Annotated in this window: 17 protein-coding genes and 1 pseudogene; 11 read left to right on the forward strand and 7 right to left on the reverse strand. The window is 62.7% G+C overall.

Translation table 11 applies throughout. The features are described from left to right. Positions 1–16 precede the first annotated feature (16 nt). The 7 genes from NKH33_RS04990 to NKH33_RS05020 all read left to right on the forward strand — a co-directional run bounded on the left by NKH33_RS04990 (position 17) and on the right by NKH33_RS05020 (position 5,566). On the forward strand, positions 17–883 hold the full coding sequence (locus tag NKH33_RS04990; RefSeq protein ID WP_352820120.1) for an SDR family oxidoreductase: 867 nt from the start codon (positions 17–19) through the stop codon (positions 881–883). Positions 884–906: 23 nt separating this feature from the next. After that, complete coding sequence (locus NKH33_RS04995; RefSeq protein WP_023677950.1) at positions 907–1,098, forward strand: twin transmembrane helix small protein; 192 nt, start codon at positions 907–909, stop codon at positions 1,096–1,098. 25 nt (positions 1,099–1,123) lie between these two features. Next, positions 1,124–1,705 (forward strand): cob(I)yrinic acid a,c-diamide adenosyltransferase, encoded by a 582-nt coding sequence (locus tag NKH33_RS05000; protein WP_023677949.1) that lies wholly within the window; start codon positions 1,124–1,126, stop codon positions 1,703–1,705. Between the two features lie 22 nt (positions 1,706–1,727). Then, entirely contained in the window at positions 1,728–2,531 is an 804-nt protein-coding gene (locus NKH33_RS05005; protein ID WP_352820119.1) for a rhomboid family intramembrane serine protease, read from the forward strand. A gap of 208 nt (positions 2,532–2,739) precedes the next feature. Further along, positions 2,740–3,489 (forward strand): electron transfer flavoprotein subunit beta/FixA family protein, encoded by a 750-nt coding sequence (locus NKH33_RS05010; RefSeq protein ID WP_023677947.1) that lies wholly within the window; start codon positions 2,740–2,742, stop codon positions 3,487–3,489. Positions 3,490–3,643: 154 nt separating this feature from the next. Beyond that, on the forward strand, positions 3,644–4,573 hold the full coding sequence (locus NKH33_RS05015; RefSeq protein WP_023677946.1) for an electron transfer flavoprotein subunit alpha/FixB family protein: 930 nt from the start codon (positions 3,644–3,646) through the stop codon (positions 4,571–4,573). Positions 4,574–4,687: 114 nt separating this feature from the next. After that, positions 4,688–5,566, forward strand: coding sequence for a 3-hydroxybutyryl-CoA dehydrogenase (locus tag NKH33_RS05020; protein ID WP_023677945.1), 879 nt, complete (start codon positions 4,688–4,690; stop codon positions 5,564–5,566). An 8-nt stretch (positions 5,567–5,574) separates the two neighbouring features. Here NKH33_RS05020 and NKH33_RS05025 read toward each other — a convergent pair whose 3' ends face one another. After that, positions 5,575–6,213 carry an NrsF family protein gene (locus NKH33_RS05025; RefSeq protein ID WP_352918386.1) on the reverse strand — a complete coding sequence of 213 codons (639 nt, stop codon included), beginning with the start codon at positions 6,211–6,213 and terminating at the stop codon, positions 5,575–5,577. 7 nt (positions 6,214–6,220) lie between these two features. Then, on the reverse strand, positions 6,221–6,763 hold the full coding sequence (locus NKH33_RS05030) for a sigma-70 family RNA polymerase sigma factor (protein WP_352489432.1): 543 nt from the start codon (positions 6,761–6,763) through the stop codon (positions 6,221–6,223). Between the two features lie 202 nt (positions 6,764–6,965). Between NKH33_RS05030 and NKH33_RS05035 the strand changes: the two genes are divergently transcribed. The 3 genes from NKH33_RS05035 (at position 6,966) to NKH33_RS05045 (ending at position 10,805) form a co-directional block, all read left to right on the forward strand. Beyond that, positions 6,966–7,973 carry an iron ABC transporter substrate-binding protein gene (locus NKH33_RS05035; protein WP_352820118.1) on the forward strand — a complete coding sequence of 336 codons (1,008 nt, stop codon included), beginning with the start codon at positions 6,966–6,968 and terminating at the stop codon, positions 7,971–7,973. A 169-nt stretch (positions 7,974–8,142) separates the two neighbouring features. Next, complete coding sequence (locus tag NKH33_RS05040) at positions 8,143–9,726, forward strand: ABC transporter permease (RefSeq protein WP_352820117.1); 1,584 nt, start codon at positions 8,143–8,145, stop codon at positions 9,724–9,726. Then, positions 9,723–10,805 (forward strand): ABC transporter ATP-binding protein, encoded by a 1,083-nt coding sequence (locus tag NKH33_RS05045; RefSeq protein WP_352615997.1) that lies wholly within the window; start codon positions 9,723–9,725, stop codon positions 10,803–10,805. The genes NKH33_RS05040 and NKH33_RS05045 overlap by 4 nt, the downstream gene beginning before the upstream one ends. Before the next feature lie 22 nt (positions 10,806–10,827). Here NKH33_RS05045 and ugpC read toward each other — a convergent pair whose 3' ends face one another. The 4 genes and pseudogenes from ugpC to ugpB all read right to left on the reverse strand — a co-directional run bounded on the left by ugpC (position 10,828) and on the right by ugpB (position 15,036). Continuing rightward, entirely contained in the window at positions 10,828–11,895 is a 1,068-nt protein-coding gene (gene ugpC, locus NKH33_RS05050; RefSeq protein ID WP_352489430.1) for a sn-glycerol-3-phosphate ABC transporter ATP-binding protein UgpC, read from the reverse strand. A 7-nt stretch (positions 11,896–11,902) separates the two neighbouring features. Next, on the reverse strand, positions 11,903–12,751 hold the full coding sequence (ugpE, locus tag NKH33_RS05055) for a sn-glycerol-3-phosphate ABC transporter permease UgpE (protein ID WP_352570555.1): 849 nt from the start codon (positions 12,749–12,751) through the stop codon (positions 11,903–11,905). A gap of 8 nt (positions 12,752–12,759) precedes the next feature. Continuing rightward, a pseudogene (gene ugpA / locus NKH33_RS05060) lies at positions 12,760–13,644 on the reverse strand (sn-glycerol-3-phosphate ABC transporter permease UgpA). 81 nt (positions 13,645–13,725) lie between these two features. Further along, the gene (ugpB, locus tag NKH33_RS05065; RefSeq protein WP_352489428.1) at positions 13,726–15,036 is read right to left on the reverse strand and encodes a sn-glycerol-3-phosphate ABC transporter substrate-binding protein UgpB; all 1,311 of its coding nucleotides are present in this window, start codon (positions 15,034–15,036) and stop codon (positions 13,726–13,728) included. A gap of 296 nt (positions 15,037–15,332) precedes the next feature. Here ugpB and NKH33_RS05070 point away from each other — a divergent pair, with 296 nt between their 5' ends. Then, positions 15,333–17,765: a bifunctional diguanylate cyclase/phosphodiesterase gene (locus tag NKH33_RS05070; RefSeq protein ID WP_352918387.1), complete on the forward strand. Its 2,433-nt coding sequence runs from the start codon at positions 15,333–15,335 to the stop codon at positions 17,763–17,765. A 2-nt stretch (positions 17,766–17,767) separates the two neighbouring features. Here the strand turns inward: NKH33_RS05070 and tlpA are convergent, their stop codons facing one another. Next, the gene (tlpA, locus tag NKH33_RS05075) at positions 17,768–18,451 is read right to left on the reverse strand and encodes a thiol:disulfide interchange protein TlpA (protein WP_352918388.1); all 684 of its coding nucleotides are present in this window, start codon (positions 18,449–18,451) and stop codon (positions 17,768–17,770) included. Between the last annotated feature and the right edge of the window lie 8 nt (positions 18,452–18,459).

The raw sequence follows: 18,459 nt of genomic DNA on the forward strand, positions 1-18,459 counted from the left end.
GAAGGGTTTGCGGTAAATGACAACCCTAGGTCAAACCACCATTCCTCCCGGAGAAGAGTTGCGCACCATCATTGTCACAGGTGCCTCTTCCGGCATAGGCGCCTATTGCGCCTATGCTCTTAAGAGGGAAGGCTGGCGGGTGTTCGCAACGGCCCGAAAGCCCGAAGATATCGCCGCGCTCGAGGCCGACGGCATCGAGGCCTTTTATCTGGACTACACCGAGCCCGGATCGATCGAGGCGCTGGTGGCGTCGGTGCTGGAACGGACCGGCGGCCGGCTCGGTGCGCTCTTCAACAATGGCGCCTACGGACAACCCGGCGCCGTCGAGGACCTGCCGGTCGAGGCTTTACGGCAGCAGTTCGAGGCCAATGTCTTTGGCTGGCATGATCTCACTCGCCGCGTCGTACCGGTGATGCGCCGTCAGGGCCATGGTCGTCTCGTTCATTGCTCATCGATCCTCGGCCTCGCGCCGGTGCCTTTTCGCGGCGCCTACTCGGCATCGAAGCACGCTATCGAAGGGCTGATGCTGTCCCTCTATCAAGAACTCCTCGGCAGCGGCATCCATGTTTCGCTGATCGAGCCGGGGCCGGTGAAATCGAAGATCGCCAGCAACAGCCTCGCATGGTTCCTGGCGAATATCGATCACGAGAATTCCGTTCATCGCCTCGCCTATGCGGCGCAACTCAAACGGCTGCGGGCCGGCGGCAGCACATCGCGGCTGAAGCCCGGGGCGGAGGTGGTTTATGCCGCCTTGCACCATGCGCTTCTGTCGCGGCGCCCGCGCCCGCATTATGTGGTAACAGTGCCGGCCAGGATCGGTGTGATCCTTAAACGCATCCTGCCGGCTTCTGCACTCTACCGTCTGCTCGCCAATCGCGCCTGAACGCAATTCAACTGGAACACACCATGGCAACCGTCTTCAACATCCTCGCCGTTCTTGTCATGGTCGCAGTGGTGATCGTGCTGATCCGCGGCCTCATCAACATGATGCGCGGCGGCTCCAGCATGACCTCCAACAAGCTGATGCAGACGCGCGTGCTCTTGCAGTTCGTGGCCTTGGTGCTGATCATGCTGGCGGTGTATTTCACCCGTAAGTGACGCAGCACCAGCCGGGAGGTACCCCGTGGTCAAGCTCAACAAGATCTACACCCGCACTGGCGACGATGGCACCACCGGTCTCGGCTCCGGCGAGCGGCGGCTGAAATCCGACCTTCGCATCGACGCCTACGGCACGGTCGACGAGGCCAATGCCTGCATCGGCATGGCCCGCATTCATACCGCGGCAGTAAATCCGGCGATCGATGCGATGCTCGGCCGCATCCAGAACGACCTTTTCGATCTCGGCGCCGATCTGGCGGTCCCCGATAATGGCAAGCCGCTCGACTACGAGCCGTTGCGCATCATCGCCTCGCAGACCGACCGCATCGAACAGGATATCGATCTCCTCAACAAGGACCTTGAGCCGCTCAAATCCTTCGTGCTCAACGGCGGTACGCCGGCGGCGGCTGCCCTTCACCTCGCCCGCACGGTGGCCCGCCGCGCCGAGCGCATCATGGTGGCGCTGTCGCAAGACCCGGACGAGCACGTCAACCGCGAGGCGATAAGATACATCAACCGTGTCTCGGACTTTCTGTTCGTCGCCGCACGCGCGGTCAATGACAACGGAAATGCCGACGTGCTATGGGTTCCCGGCAAGAACCGCTGAAATCTGCCGAGCTGGGGACCTGATGTTCATCCCGCTTTACGACACCAACAGGCTGCGGCACATCAAGCTGCAATATGTGACGATCAGCCTGATCGCGCTCAACGTGCTGATCTACTTTGTCACCACATTAGGCGGCGAGGATTTCGCCAACGCCACGGTGATGGGCCTCGGTTTCATCCCGTCGGTTGTGCATGACAGCGTCGACCTCGCTCCGCAATTTGTCGTCATTCCGGAGAGCCTGAGCTATCTGACCTATTCCTTCCTGCACGCGGATATCTTCCACCTCGGCGGCAACATGCTGTTCCTGTGGGTGTTCGGCGACAATGTCGAGGATGCACTCGGCCACATCCGCTACCTCGTCTTCTATCTGCTTTGCGCCATTGCCGGCGCTTTCTTCCAGGGTCTGGTTGCCTGGGATTCGCGGGTGCCGCTGATTGGCGCGTCGGGCGCCATCGCCGGTGTGGTCGCCGCCTATCTGATCCTTTATCCGCGGGTGAAGGTATGGGTGCTGGTCTTCGCGCGCATCCCGTTGCGCATCCCGGCCTTCATCCCGCTGATCCTGTGGATCCTGTTCCAGATCTTCATGTTCTCCCAGGGGGGCGAGGATCAGGTTTCCTGGGCCTGCCATATCGGCGGCATCATCGCTGGAGCCGTGCTGGTGCTTGTCTTGCGCAGCCGCGGCGTACCGCTACTCGCCGGCGCAGACGAGGAGCCGGCCGTGGTCGCCGGTCCGGCGCCCGTAGCCGGGGAGCCGGCGCCAAGCGACCCACAACCTGCGCAGCCGGCGCCGCGCTGGGGCCGGGGAAGCGTTTCCGGTCCGGACTGAACCGATTTGAGTGCTTCGCCGAGGATCCGAGTGCGCCTCGGATATTGACGCGCGGGGTCGCCGCAACTACGGAAGCGCCACCCTACTGGCGTGGCGAAGACCAGAATTCCGTCCGGAATGTCGGCTTTCGACAACTATGAAGAGGTGCACGCTGCTATAGCGCGCCCGACGAGCGTGAAAAGACTATCGTGAAAGAGGTGGCAGGCAAATGAAGATCCTTGTGCCCGTGAAGCGGGTTGTGGATGCGAACGTCAAGGTCCGGGTGAAGGCGGACGGTTCGGCGGTGGAACTCGCCAACGTCAAGATGGCGATGAACCCGTTCGACGAGATCGCGGTCGAAGAGGCGATCCGGCTGAAGGAAGCTGGCAAGGCCGAAGAGATCATCGTCGTGTCGATCGGGCCGCAGCAGGCACAGGAGACCTTGCGCACGGCGCTCGCCATGGGCGCTGACCGCGCCATCCTGGTCAAGACCGACGAGCAGACTGAGCCGCTGGGCGTCGCCAAGGTGCTGAAGGGCGTCGTCGAGGCAGAACAGCCCGGCCTTGTCATTCTCGGCAAGCAGGCGATCGACGACGATTCCAACCAGACCGGCCAGATGCTGGCCGCACTTCTCGGCTGGGCGCAGGGCACCTTCGCCTCCAAGATCGTGCTCGACGGTGACAAGGCCACGGTGACGCGCGAGGTCGATGGCGGCCTGCAGACGCTGGAACTGAAGATGCCGGCGATCGTCACGGCCGATTTGCGGCTGAACCAGCCACGCTACGCTTCTCTGCCCAATATCATGAAGGCCAAGAAGAAGCCGCTCGACGAGAAGAGCCCTGCCGATTACGGCGCCGACGTCAAGCCGCGGCTTAAAGTGATCAAGACCGAGGAGCCGGGCGGCCGCAAGGCGGGCGTCAAGGTCAAGAGCGTCGCCGAACTGGTAGACAAGCTGAAGAACGAAGCCGGCGTGCTCTAAGGAAATCCGATGAGGCCGGCCTGCAAACGGCCGGTTCTCCGCTTCCGGTGCTCACGTACTGAAGTACGCTCCGCTCCGGTTCTCGAAACCAACCGTTTTCGACTCGGCCTGACCGGATTTCAGGAGCCTCGAAGACGAAAGTCAGGAAAACATCATGGCTATTCTTCTGATTGCCGAACACGACAACGCTGCGCTTTCCGACCAGACCGCCAAGGCGCTTTCGGCGGCGCTCCAGATCGGTTCGGACGTGCATGTGCTGGTTGCCGGCAAAGGCGCCAAGCCGGCAGCGGACGCCGCCGCCAAGCTCAAGGGCGTCACCAAGGTACTGCTCGCCGACGCCGACGAACTGACCGAGCGTCTCGCCGAACCGCTGGCGGCACTCGTCGTTTCGCTTGCAGAGCCATACGAGACGATCATCGCGCCGGCGACCTCGTCGGGCAAGAACGTTGCGCCCCGCGTGGCGGCGCTGCTCGATGTCGCCCAGATATCTGAAATCATCGAAGTCGTGTCGCCCGACACCTTCAAGCGGCCGATCTATGCCGGCAACGCCATCCAGACGGTGCAGTCCAGTGACGCCAAGAAGGTCATCACGGTGCGTACCGCTTCCTTCCAGGCAGCGCCCGAGGGCGGTTCCGCGCCGGTCGAGACGGTCCAGGCGGCGGCCAATCCCGGCCTGTCGAGCTTTGTCGAGAACAAGCTCTCCGAGACCGACCGTCCAGAGCTGACCTCGGCCAAGATCATCATCTCGGGCGGCCGTGCGCTGGGCTCCTCCGAGAAGTTCCAGGAGGTCATCCTGCCGGTCGCCGACAAGCTCGGTGCGGCGGTTGGCGCATCTCGCGCCGCCGTCGATGCCGGCTATGCGCCGAACGACTGGCAGGTCGGCCAGACCGGCAAGGTGGTAGCGCCCGACCTTTATATTGCCGTCGGCATCTCCGGTGCCATCCAGCACCTTGCCGGCATGAAGGATTCGAAGGTGATCGTTGCCATCAACAAGGACGAGGAAGCGCCGATCTTCCAGGTCGCCGACTACGGTCTCGTCGGCGATCTCTTCGTCATTCTGCCGGAACTGCAAAAGGCGCTTTGACGCCTTCTGCCAAAGCGTATTAAATTCTGAGGGGTGGGGTAGACGAAGTCGCCCCGCCCTTTTAGTTTGCACTGCACAAAAAACGGGCCGCAAAGGCCTCGACGGGATCGGGTAATGAGCAAGATCGAAACGATCGGCATCATCGGCGCGGGCCAGATGGGTGGCGGCATCGCCCATGTGTCGGCGCTGGCGGGCTATAAGGTGCTGGTTTACGATATTTCGCCCGACCGCATCGAAAAGGGCATCGCTACGATCAGCGGCAACATGGCCCGTCAGGTCGGCTCAGGCAAACTCGAGGAAAAGCTGCGCAATGAGGCTATGGCGCGCATTTCGGCGGCACCGGCCATGGCCGACCTTGCGGGCGCCGATCTGGTGATCGAAGCAGCGACGGAGGACGAGACGGTCAAGCGCAAGATCTACGCCCAGCTCTGCCCGCAGCTCAACCCCGAGGCCATCCTGGCGACGAACACGTCATCGATCTCGATCACACGGCTGGCTTCGCAGACCGACCGGCCGGAACGCTTCATCGGCATACATTTCATGAATCCGGTTCCGGTGATGAAACTGGTCGAACTGGTGCGCGGCATCGCCACCGAGGACCAGACCTTCGAGGCGGCAAAAACCTATGTGAAGCAGCTCGACAAGACGATCACCGTCTCGGAGGATTTCCCGGCCTTCATCGTCAACCGCATCCTGCTGCCGATGATCAACGAGGCGATCTACACGCTCTATGAAGGTGTCGGCTCGGTCGACGCCATCGATACCGCCATGAAGCTCGGCGCCAACCATCCGATGGGGCCGCTGCAGCTTGCCGACTTCATCGGGCTCGATACCTGCCTATCGATCATGCAGGTGCTGCATGACGGGCTGTCGGATTCGAAATACCGCCCCTGCCCGCTGCTGGTCAAATATGTCGAGGCCGGCTGGCTCGGCCGCAAGACCGGGCGCGGCTTCTACGACTATCGCGGCGAGCATCCCGTTCCGACACGCTGATCGCCTCGCTACCAGCGCACAAAAAGTCGTCCGCCGAGCGCCCCGAGCACGGCAAGGATGGCGACCGCGATCGTATACCAGGTGCCGACGAAAAGCGGCGAATCGTCGAAGCAATGCGCCGCATAGAAGGTCGCCGCCAGCCCGCCGGCAAGCAGGCCCGCGGCCGCACCGGCAAGCACCGGCCTTGTCGGCGCGCCATGGCGCAGCACCGCGAGAAAGACGGCAAGCGGGCCGATCCCGATCAACGGAATGAAGGTCAGGCAGATGACCCTGTTCGTGCCGACCAGGCGCGTGCCCCAGTCGGACGCAGGCACGGCGAAGAGTTCGAAAATCACAGCCACAATCACCAGCAGCGGCGCGGCGATCATCCAGCTCACCGCCCGGCCGGTCGATGCACCGGGCGTCGACAGCCCACGCACCAGGACAAAGGCGCTGACGGCAAGAGCAATCGTGAAGACGAATTTGGACAGGAACCGCATCGTGTGCATGGCGATCGCAATGTCGGGGCGCGGGCCGATCGTCAGCCAGAAAACCGCGGCCGCGATCACGATGGCCACGCCGGCGGCAAGCCACCAGGCGGTGCCTAGCGGCAGCGCCTTGCTGCGGGCATCGGCGTCAAGCGCCCTGATGAAATCTTCGGTCCTCATGTTATTCTTATTCCCGCCCCGCCCTGAACCGTTTGGCAATGGCGGCAAGCCCGCGGTGCAGTGACACCCGCACAGCCGTCTCGCTGATGCCGAATTTGGCCGCGGTCTCACCGATTGACCGGCCTTCGACCGATACGGCCGAGACGACGGAACGCTGTGCCGGCGACAGGCTGTCGAGCGCCCGGTTGACGTCGCGCTCGCTCACCGTCTCCGATTCCGGCTCGGCAAAGGTCTCGGCGATTTCGTCGATCTCGATCTCGATCCGCCGACCGCGCCGCCGGAACGCATCGATCAGCTTGAAGCGGGCTATTGCATAGACCCAAGGCAGCACCGGCGCATCATGGCGCCAGGTGTGTCGTTTCACATGAATGGCCAGCAAGGTTTCCTGCACTACATCCTCGGGATCCACCCCGCCCTGCACGATCTTGCGCCGGGCAAAGCCACGAACGAGCGCGGCGATCCGGTGCAGAAAGTCGGCATAGGCTCTTTCGTCTCCGGCGATCGCGGCCCGCAGCAGCCGTGAAAGCTCGGCTTCGTCCTTGCCGCTCACAAGAGTTCACTCCCCGATATTCGCGTCTCGGCGCTGATTTGTTACGTGGCCGGCGAAATAATGTCCAAGGCAAATTAGCTGAGCATCACGAAAGTTTGCTCCTTTTGAGCGATTGAGTGGGCCAGCAATGTTGACTGCGCTAGTCATGTATTGATAGGTGCAGCGTGCCAAGCCAAAGCCAATCGAAATCGAGGACGACGCCATGAAATATGCTCTTTCCGCCCTTGCCGGTGCGACAGCACTTGCAATCAGCCTGATCGCCGGCCCGGCAATGGCAGAGGACGAGGGCATCGTCGTCTACAACGCCCAGCACGAAAACCTGACCAAGGCTTGGGCGGAGGGATTCACCAAGGAAACCGGCATCAAGGTTACCGTCCGCAATGGCGGCGACAGCGATTTTTCCAACCAGATTGTTGCCGAAGGCACCGCTTCGCCCGCCGATGTATTCCTGACGGAGAATTCGCCGGCCATGGCATTGGTCGAGGCGGCCGGCCTGTTCGCACCGGTCGACACCGAGACGCTGGCCCAGGTTCCGCAGGAGTACCAGCCGGCAAGCGGCAAATGGGTCGGCGTTGCCGCGCGCAGCACCGTCTTTGCCTACAACAAGACCAAGCTGAGCGCCGACCAGCTGCCCAAATCGCTGCTCGATCTCGCCGATCCGAGCTGGAAGGGCCGCTGGGCCGCTTCGCCCTCCGGCGCCGATTTCCAGGCGATCGTCAGCGCGCTTCTGCAGCTCAAGGGCGAGGCAGCGACGGCCGAATGGCTGAAGGCGATGAAGGAGAATTTTACCGCCTATAAGGGCAACAGCACGGTGATGAAGGCGGTCAATGCCGGCGAGGTCGAAGGCGGCGTGATCTACCACTATTACTACTACGGCGATCAGGCCAAGACCGGCGAGAACAGCAAGAATGTCGAGTTGCACTATTTCAAGCACCAGGACCCCGGCGCTTTCGTCTCGGTTTCCGGCGGTGGTGTGCTGGCCTCGAGCAAGCACCCGAAGGAAGCGCAGGCTTTCCTGAAATGGGTCACCGGCAATGGCGGCCAGGACGTGCTGAAAACAGGCGATTCGTTCGAATACGCAGTCGGCAAGGGCGCCGAGTCCAATCCGAAGCTGGTGCCGCTGGCCGATCTGCAGGCGCCGAAAGTCGACCCGACGACGCTGAACTCGAAAAAGGTGACCGACCTGATGACGGCGGCCGGCTTGCTTTAGCCGGCGTTCGTCCTAAAAGGGCAACCGACTGCGCTCCTGTGGGAATTCGCTTTCCACAGGAGCGCTCTGTTTTCAAGATGGCATTTGCCTATGACCACAAGCTACCCGCGAGATTATCCGCCGCCGATCGTTTCCGCCTCCGGGCGGAGCTGGCGCAACGTCTGATCTGATGCAATCCGCGATCGATCTCGCACGCCCAGGCTTGCCGGCCGACGCCACGGCCGTGCGGGCACGTCGTTGGTCGGTCTCATGGATTGCGTTGGCTGCCGTCTTTGTCTCGCTTTTCGCGCTGCTGCCGCTTGCCTTCATCGTCTGGGTGGCGGTGCAGACCGGCTGGGAAACGGTGGCGGCGCTGGTGTTCAGGCCGCGCGTCGGCGAGCTTCTGGTCAACACCAGCCTGCTGGTGGTGCTGGCGGTGCCGATCTCGATCGTGCTGTCGGTCACGCTGGCCTGGCTGACCGAGCGCAGCGATCTGCCGGGTGCCCGCCTATGGGCCTGGCTGTCGGTGGCGCCGCTCGCCATTCCGGCCTTCGTCCACAGTTACGCCTGGGTCACCATGGTGCCCAGACTGCACGGCCTGTGGGCCGGCGTGCTTGTGTCGGTCATCGCCTATTTCCCCTTCCTTTATCTGCCGGTGGCGGCGGCATTGCGCCGGCTCGATCCCGCTCTCGAGGATGCAGCGGCAGCCCTTGGTCTCGGCCCGTGGCGTGTGTTCAGGCGTGTCGTGCTGCCGCAGCTCCGGCTCGCTATTTGCGGCGGCTCCCTGCTGGTCGGCCTGCATCTCCTGGCCGAATACGGGCTCTATGTCTTCATCCGCTTCGACACCTTCACCACCGCGATCGTCGACCAGTTCCAGTCGACCTTCAACGGTCCCGCCGCCAACATGCTGGCCGGCGTGCTGGTGACCTGCTGCCTTGTGCTGCTCGGGCTGGAGGTGCTGGTGCGCGGCGAGGAGCGCTATGCCCGCGTCGGTTCGGGTGCTGCGCGCCAGCAGCAGCGCACGGGCCTTGGGCGCGCCACCATTCCTTGCCTGCTGCTGCCTGCCATTACCACGCTGCTGGCGCTCGGCGTGCCGTTCGCCACTATCGGCCGCTGGCTCATGGCCGGCGGCGCCGATGTCTGGCGGCTCGACGAGATCGGCCTGGCGCTTGGCCAAACGCTGTTCCTAGCAATTGCCGGCGCGCTGCTCGCCACCGTCGCGGCAATGCCGATGGCGTGGATTTCGATCCGCGCGCCGGGGCGGCTGCAACGCGTCCTGGAGGGCTGCAACTATATCGTCGGCGCGTTGCCCGGCGTTGTCATCGCCCTGGCGCTGGTCACCATCGCCGTGCGTATCGCCATGCCGCTCTACCAGACCCTGTTCACCATCCTGGTCGCCTATGCGCTGATGTTCCTGCCGCGCGCTCTGATTAGCCTCAGGGCGTCGATCGCACAGGCGCCGGTCGAGCTCGAACGCGCCGCCTCCAGCCTCGGCCGGTCGCCGCTCAAGGCGCTGTGGTCGACGACCATCCGCCTGTCGGCGCCGGGCGCCGCAGCCGGCATGGCGTTGGTCGCGCTGGGTATCATGAACGAATTGACCGCAACCCAGATGCTGGCGCCCAACGGCACCCGCACGCTGGCCATGGCGTTTTGGTCCTATAGCGGCGAGATCGACTATGCGTCGGCGGCGCCTTATGCCCTGATCATGGTGGCGATGTCGCTGCCTTTGACCTGGTTGCTCTACGTCCAGTCGAAGCGGATGGCCGGGCGATGAGCTTTCTCGAGCTGAGCGGCATCCACAAGCACTACGGGCCCGTGGCAGCACTTGCCGGCGTCGACCTCAGCGTGGCCAGCGGCAGCCGTACGGCAATCGTCGGGCCGTCCGGTTGCGGCAAGACCACCTTGCTGCGGCTGATCGCCGGCTTCGAGGCGCCGGACCAGGGCCGCATCGTGCTTGATGACGAGGTGCTGGCCGATGGCGACACGGCCGTGCCGGCGCATCGCCGCGGCATCGGGCTGGTGGCGCAGGACGGCGCTCTATTCCCGCATCTGAGCATCGCCGCCAATATCGGCTTCGGCATGGGGCGTCACGAGGAAAAGCGCAGTGAGCGCATCGCCGAGCTCGCCTATGTCGTCGGGCTGGACAAAGGTATCCTGAAGCGCCGTCCGCACGAACTCTCCGGTGGCCAGCAGCAGCGCGTCGCGCTCGCCCGCGCCATGGCCATGAAGCCGCGGCTGATGCTGCTCGACGAGCCGTTCTCGGCGCTCGACACCGGCCTGCGCGCCTCGATGCGCAAGGCCGTGGCCGAGCTCCTTGAAACCGCCGGCATCACCACCATCCTGGTCACCCACGACCAGGCCGAGGCGCTGTCATTCGCCAGCCAGGTCGCGGTGATGCGCGACGGCAAATTCTCGCAGGTCGGCACGCCGCGCGAGCTCTATTTCAAGCCGAAGGACAGGATGGTCGCCGAGTTCCTTGGCGACGCCATCGTCCTGCCGGCAAGGATCGCCGATGGCTTCGCCATCTCGCCGCTCGGCCGCATCGCTGTCGACAGCTCGGAGCGGCGCGACGTCGCCCGCATCATGCTGCGGCCGGAGCAGGTGTTGCTTAAGCGCACATCGCGTGAAGGCATGTCCGGCACGCCGGACATGCTGTTCGGCGAGGTGACAGAATCGGAGTTCGCCGGCTCGATGTGCACCATCGCGGTGCGTCTGTTGAACAGCCCCGATCCGCCCGACGCCGCCGCTATCGGCAATACGCCGTTGATCCTGCGCAAGCCGGGCATGGACGCGCCGGCGATCGGCGAGATCGTCCGGCTGACCGTGTCGGGCAAGGCGCATGTGTTTGCCTGAACGGTTTTGCGCAAGGCCGACTTCAATCGACCCGTTTGCCCGCCTGATCGAACCAATGCAGCTTTTCGGACCTGGCCACGACGCGCAATTGGTCGCCTGGCTTGGCGCTGGCGCGGCCTGAGACGCGCACGACGATGCGGCTGCCGGCTGCCACGCAATGGAGAAAGCTTTCGGCACCGACCGGTTCGACCGCTTCCACTGTTGCCGGCAGCGCGAGCGCGCCGGCCGGCGCCTCTGCCGCGAAGGTGATGTCGGCGTCCTCCGGACGAAAGCCTAGCGTCACTGCCTTGCCCTGTCGAGGCGCCAAGCCAATCACAGTACCGTCCGCCAATACCGAGCTTGGGGAGGCCTCTGTGAGCGCCAGCAGATTCATCGGCGGTGCGCCTATGAACGAAGCGACGAAGGTCGAGGCCGGTTTCTCGTACACATCAAGCGGCGCGCCGGTCTGCTCGACCAGGCCGGCGTTCATGACGACGAGGATGTCGGCCAGCGTCATCGCCTCAAGCTGGTCGTGCGTGACATAAACCGAGGTGACGCCAAGCGAGCGCTGCAGATTCTTGATCTCGATGCGCATCTGCCCGCGCAATTTCGCATCGAGGTTGGACAGCGGTTCGTCGAACAGGAAGACCTTCGGGTTGCGCACGATGGCGCGACCCATGGCGACGCGCTGGCGCTGACCGCCGGAAAGCTCGCGCGGGCGCCGGTCGAGCAGCGCCGAAAGCTCCAGCACCTTGGCAGTCGAGCGTACCCTGCTGTCGATCTCGTCATTCGGCGTGCCGCGGTTGCGCAGGCCATAGGCCATGTTGTCATAGACCTTCATATGTGGGTAGAGCGCGTAGTTCTGGAACACCATGGCGATGTCGCGCTCGGTCGGGCCAATGGCGTTGACCACCTTGCCGTCGATGGCGACTGTACCGGCAGAAATCGTCTCCAGTCCGGCGATCATCCTCAGCAGCGTAGACTTGCCGCAGCCGGAGGGGCCGACCAGCACGCAAAGCTCCTTGTCGGGAATGGCGATGGAAACGCCCTTCACGGCCTCAACGCCGCTGGGATAGATTTTCCTGACATCCTTCAGATCCACGGTCGCCATCGGCTTCTCACTTTTCGGATTCGACCAGACCGCGCACGAACCAGCGTTGCATCAGCACGACCACCAGGATCGGCGGCACGATGGCCAGCATTGCCGTGACCATCACGAGGTGCCATTGGGTGTCGGCATCGGCGAAGGAAACCATCTTTCTCAGCGCGATGACGATGGTGTTCATGTCGTTGCTGTTGGTGACGAGCAGCGGCCAAAGATACTGCGTCCAGCCATAAATGAAGAGGATCACGAACAGCGCGGCGATGTTTGTCCGCGACAGCGGCACCAGAATATCGAAAAAGAAGCGCCATGGCCCGGCACCGTCGACACGCGCCGCCTCGACCAATTCGCCCGGTATGGTCATGAAGAACTGGCGAAACAGCAGCGTTGCGGTGGCCGAGGCGATCAGCGGGACGATCAGGCCGGCATAGGTGTCGATCATGCCGAGATCGACCATCACCTTGTAGGTCGGCAGGATGCGCACCTCGACTGGAAGCATCAAGGTGATGAAGATCAGCCAGAAGAAGGTCATGCGCAACGGAAAGCGAAAGAACACGATCGCGTAGGCCGACAGGATCGAGATGAAGATCTTTCCCACCGCAACGCCGAGCGCCATGATCGTGGTGTTGAGGAGCAGCCTGCCGACGCTGACCCCGCCGATACGACCGATGCCGCCGAACAGCGCCTCGCTGTAATTGTTCCATAGCTGGCCGCCGGGCAAGAGCGGCAGGGGCGGCCTGAGGATCGTTTGCAGCGTGTGCGTCGAGGCAACGAAGGTGTAGTAGATCGGAAAAGCCACGATCAATATGCCGAGGATGAGCACGGCATGGGCGATGAAGGTGCGGAGCGGGGACTGGCCGATCATCGCTGCCCTCAGCCGTAGTGGACTTTGCGTTCCACATAGCGGAACTGGATTGCTGTGAGCGCGATGACGATGGCCATCAGGATGACCGACTGCGCCGCCGAGTCGCCCAGGATCAGATTGACGAAGCCGTCATTGTAGACCTTGTAGACCAGCGTCTCTGTCGTCTTGCCCGGCCCGCCGCCGGTGACGGCATGAACGATGCCGAACGTGTCGAACAGGGCATAGACGGTGTTGACGACCAGCAGGAAAAAGGTTGTCGGCGCAAGCAGCGGGAAGACGATGGTCCAGAAGCGCTTGGTTTCGCCGGCGCCGTCCATGGCCGCCGCTTCGATCAGCGTTTTCGGCACCGCCTGCAGGCCGGCGACGAAGAACAGGAAGTTGTAGCTGATCTGCTTCCAGGCAGCAGCCGACACCAGCAGGATCATGGCGTGGGTGCCGTTGAGCAGCGGCTACCATACGACGCCGAGGCTTCTCAGCAAATAGGCCAACGAGCCGATCGAGGGATTGAACAGGAAAAGCCAAAGCATGCCGGCAATCGCCGGCGCCACGGCGTAAGGCCATATCAACAGTGTGCGGTAGAGGCCTTTGCCGCGCACGGCCTTCTCGGCCATGACCGCGAGCAGCAGGGCCACAACCATGGCAACGATCGCGGTCGCAAGAGAGAACACTACGGTGACCTTGATCGAGTTGAGGTAGGCCGGATCGGCCAGCACCTTCCGGAAATTGGCAAACCAGACGAACCTGCTCTTCAGCCCGAACGGGTCTTGCCTGAGCATCGACTGGTAAAGCGCCTGACCGGCCGGCCAGTAGAAGAAAACCAGGGTGATGGCGAGCTGTGGCGCCACCAGCAGGTAGGGCAGGATCTTGTTGGGAAATACGACGCGTGGAGACAGGCTGATTTCCCTCGCTATCCAGGTGTCGCCCACGCGAGCCCGCGTGGGCGATATTCCAACCGACTAACCGAGATAATCCCGTCAGTTCTCCAGCGCTTCCTTGATCGCGACGTTGCCGCGCGCAACCGCATTGTCGAGTGCCTGCTGGGCGGTTTGCTGGCCGGCCAGCATCTTCTCCAGCTCCTCGTTCTGGATATCGCGCACCTGCGGCAGATTCGGCAGGCGCACGCCCTTCGAGTTGTCGGTCGGCGCCTTGCCCGTCATCTGCAGGATGGGTGTCTCGCGGCCGGGGTTTTTGTCATAGAAGCCTGATTTCTTCGTCGCCTCATACGCGGCGAGCGTCACAGGCAGGTATCCCGACTTCTGGTGCAGATATTCCTGCACATCGGTCTTGGACAGATAGGCAAAGAAGGCGGCGACACCCTTGTATTCCTCGTCCGACTTGTTGCCGAACACCCACAGGCTGGCACCACCCGGCGTCGTGTTCTGTGGTGCGCCCTTGGCGTCGGTATCATACGGAAGCTGGCCGATGCCATAGTTCATGCCGGACTTGACGATATCGCCGAGGCCGCCCGACGATTCGGTGAAGATGCCGCATTCGCCGGCGAGGAATATCTGCTTGGCTTCGGAGGTGCGTCCGCCATATTTGAACGTGCCGTCCTTGGCCAGGCCAGCGAGCGCCTGGAAGTGGTTGACGAAAATCGGCGCATTGATCTTGAGTTCGACATCACCTCCAGCCAGGCCATTCTGCTGGGTGGCCCAAGGCACGTCATTCCACGCCGCGAAATTCTCCAGGTGGATCCAGGTCAGCCAGGTCGAGGTATAGCCGCAAGGGGCGGCGCCGCTCGTCTTGATCTTCTTGGCAGCTTCCCACACCTCGTTCCACGTCTTGGGCGGATTGTTCACGTCGAGGCCTGCCTTCTGGAAGATGTCCTTGTTGTAATAGAGGATCGGCGAGGAAGAGTTGTAGGGGAACGATAGCATGGTGCCGTCCGGCTTCGAATAATAGCCGACGATGCCGGGCAGATACTGGCTCTTGTCGAAAGTCATCCCGGCGCCGGTCATCACATCGGCCACCGGCTTTATCGCACCCTCGGCCGCCATCATCACGCCGGTGCCGACGTCGAACACCTGGAGGATATCGGGCGCTTGCCCGGCACGAAAGGCAGCGATGCCGGCATTCAGCGTCTCCGGATAGGTGCCCTTGAACACCGGAACGAGCTCATAGTCGCTCTGGCTGGCGTTGAAATCCTTGGAGATCTTGGCGACGACCTCGGCGTTGGCGCCGGTCATGGCGTGCCACCAGCTGATCTGCGTGACGGCGAAGGCGGAGGTGGTGGAAAGCAGGGTCACGGTGGCGGCGATACCGGCCGCAAAGCCGAAGAACTTCATGTTTCATCTCCCGTTTGTCATTGGCGAAAGGGGCACTTCCGCAAAGCCAATATGTGGCGCTGATGACAATCGGACAACGGTTTTATTGCGGATCAATGAACATCATTCCTTCCTAAAGTGCACTCGCTACTGAAACCGGGCGCCAGAAATCACATCACCGTCTTTTCGGCGCAGCGGCGTCGGTTTTCCCCCGAAAAGACCCGCCTCATGGCCCACGGGTTAACCATTCGTTAAAATCTCCAAGAGCTAATCAGTCACACCTCCCCTGTTAATTTTGGCAGACCGAGTGAACCAGGATGCTGACGGTCTATAATTGTATTGTAAGTCAGCACGATCCGAGACTGGTTGCGCTTGCCGCACTCATCTGTGGAATTTCTTGCTTCTCAGCGGTTAATCTCCTTAAGCATGTCGGCCGATCGACCGAGCGAAACCGGCTTGTCTGGCTGATGATCGCCGCGGCCTCGACCGGGTTCGGCATATGGGCGACGCATTTCATCGCCATGACCGCGTTTACGCCGGGAATACCGAACGCATACAATCCGGGATTATCCGCCTTTTCGCTTGCCGCCGCCATTATCATGACCGCGCTTGGGATGTGGGTCGCCACCTTGCGCCGCGGCATCGACCATTTCCTCGTCGGTGGCGCCATTCTGGGCGGCGCCATCGCGACGATGCACTACATCGGCATGGCAGCTTTCGAGGTCGAAGGCCGGGTCGTATGGAACCTGCTCCTTGTCGCGATATCGCTTCTGGCCGGCGTGACCCTCGCGGCACTGGCGCTCCTTGTCGTCTTGCGCCGTCCGTCAGCGCTCGCGACTTTCGGCGGCGCCGCGCTTTTGACGCTGGCGATTTGCAGCTTGCATTTCATCGCGATGGCCGCGGTGTCGATCATTCCGGATTCCTCGATTGAAATATCCGAACATTCCATCGAGCCCATTTCCCAGCCCTTTGCCGCAGCGGTCGCCAGCCTGATAATCCTTGTGCTATCGGGTGCCGCGCTGTGGATCGACCTGCGCTTTCGCCGCCAGAAGCTCGAGGCCGATCGCATGCACGATCTCGCCAATGCGGCGGTGGAAGGTCTGATCGTTTGCGATGGCACCCGCATTGTCAGCGCCAATGACAGTATGGCGAAGCTGACCGGAACAGCGACAGCCACCCTGAACACGATGCAATTCGGCGAGCTTTTCGACGGACAGAGCGCAGCCGATATGTCCGGCTTCGGCGAACAGGCGCAGGAAGCGAAGCTAAGGGGCAGCGACGGGGCGAGAATTCCTGTCGAGCTGATCGCCAGGAAAATCACCTACTGCGGCAGGCCCCATACGGTGCTTGCCGTTCGCGACATCCGTGAGCGCAAGAAGGCAGAACAAGAGATCCTCCGCCTCGCGCATTTCGATCCGCTTACCGGGCTTGCCAATCGGCGGAGCTTTTCTTCCCGGCTGGAAGCAGAATTCGCCTCGATGGATCGTGGCGGCAAGGATGGACATCTGGCGCTCCTGCTGCTTGACCTTGACCGGTTCAAGCAAGTCAACGACCTCTATGGCCACGGGGCCGGCGATGCTATGCTGCAGAAGCTGGCGCACTGCATTTCCGGCATCCCGCGCCACGGACAGATGCTCGCGCGTCTCGGCGGCGATGAATTTGCCATCATAGCTCCGAACCTCCCCGACCCCCTGGCCGCAGGCCGGATAGCCGAGGACTTGCTGGCGGCGATCCGGGAGGAAAACAGGGTTTCGGTCGGCTCCGGCCTCGTCTCGGCCAGCATCGGCATCGCCTTCTTTCCGCTGGATGCCGAAGACCAGGCCGGCCTGATCAGCCATGCCGACACGGCACTCCATCGCGCCAAAACCGAAGGCAGGGACACTTATCGGTTTTTCGAGATAGCCATGGGCACCGCGGCCCGCGACAAGCGCGTGATGGAGCATGAATTGCGCCAGGCGATCGCCCGCAAGGAGTTCCACCTCGTCTATCAGCCGCAGAAGGAGATCCGCGGCGGCAGGATGATCGGCTTCGAAGCCCTGGTCCGTTGGCAGCACCCTGAGCGGGGTGACATTTCTCCGACCGTTTTCATCCCCGTGGCCGAGGACAGTGGCGCTATCGCGCAGATCGGCGACTGGGTGCTGACGACGGCTTGTAACGATGCTGTTCGCTGGACAAACCCGCTGATGGTCGCCGTCAACGTCTCCGCCGTGCAACTTCACAATCCGAACTTCAGCCGCAAGGTGCACGACGCATTGACGAGATCCGGCCTGGCCCCCGGCAGGCTCGAACTGGAGATCACCGAAACGGCCCTGGTGAAGGACATGCCGCGCGCGCTGGCAACCTTGAGGCAGGTCAAGGCGCTTGGCGTGCATGTGGCGATGGACGATTTTGGCACCGGCTATTCTTCGCTGTCCAACCTCAGCGCCTTTCCCTTCGACAAGATCAAGATCGACGGGTCGTTCATCAAATCGGTCGACAAGAACGCCCAGTTCGCGGCGATCGTTCGCGCCGTGCTGGGGCTTGGACGCGGTCTCGGCTTACCGGTTCTGGCAGAAGGCATCGAGACGCCGGGTGAATTGCAGTTCCTGGACGCCGAGGCTTGCGAGATCGGGCAAGGCTACTACCTCGGCAAACCGGCTCCGATCGAGACATTCGGGGAACTGACGGGCGTGGCCGCTCCGGCAATCCGCACCGCCAGCCGACGCGGCGCAAGCATTGCCGTGCTCAAGCCGCGCCTGCGCACGGTCTGAGCCTATCCCGGCTGAAGCGCCGCCTCGACCAGACGCTTGGCATCCGGCCCCGACCATTCGGCCGGGCCATTCATATGGGCGATCAGGCAGCCTTGCCCATCGATCAGCATGGTGACCGGCAGACCGAGCGCCAGGCCGCGCGTCTTGACGTCGTTGAACAGCGCCATCGTGGCATCGCGATAGTAGCCGAGCGACTTGACGCCGGTGTCCTCCAGGAACTTCTTCGGTTTGGCATCGTCGCCGGCATCGACGTTGACGGCAACAACCTGAAACACATCGCTGCCCATCTCCTTCTGCAGCGCATCGAGCGCCGGCATTTCGGCGCGGCAAGGTGCGCACCATGTCGCCCACAGATTGAGCAGCACCGTCTTGCCGGCATGATCGGCGATCGTCGTCGGCTTGCCGTCGGGGCCGTTGAAGGCAAGGCTTTTCAGCGATTGCGGCGGATCCGCCGGCAAAAGCGCGGCAACCTGGCCGGTGGCAGCGGCGGCGATCTTCTTGGCACGGTCGGTCTTGGCGGCGCAGGCGACGTCGTCCTTGCCGCCGCCGGCGGCCACTTGCGCGGGCGCCTTGTTGCCAGAACTGCTTTCCCTGACATATACCGTGACCGCGCCGGCCAGCACGCCCGCAACCAAAGCGGCGAGGATGAGACGCAAAGCCGGGAAAAATCTATTGCCGTCTGCCATTTTTGAAA

This window comes from Mesorhizobium sp. M1182, assembly GCF_040318335.1.
Classification (GTDB): domain Bacteria; phylum Pseudomonadota; class Alphaproteobacteria; order Rhizobiales; family Rhizobiaceae; genus Mesorhizobium.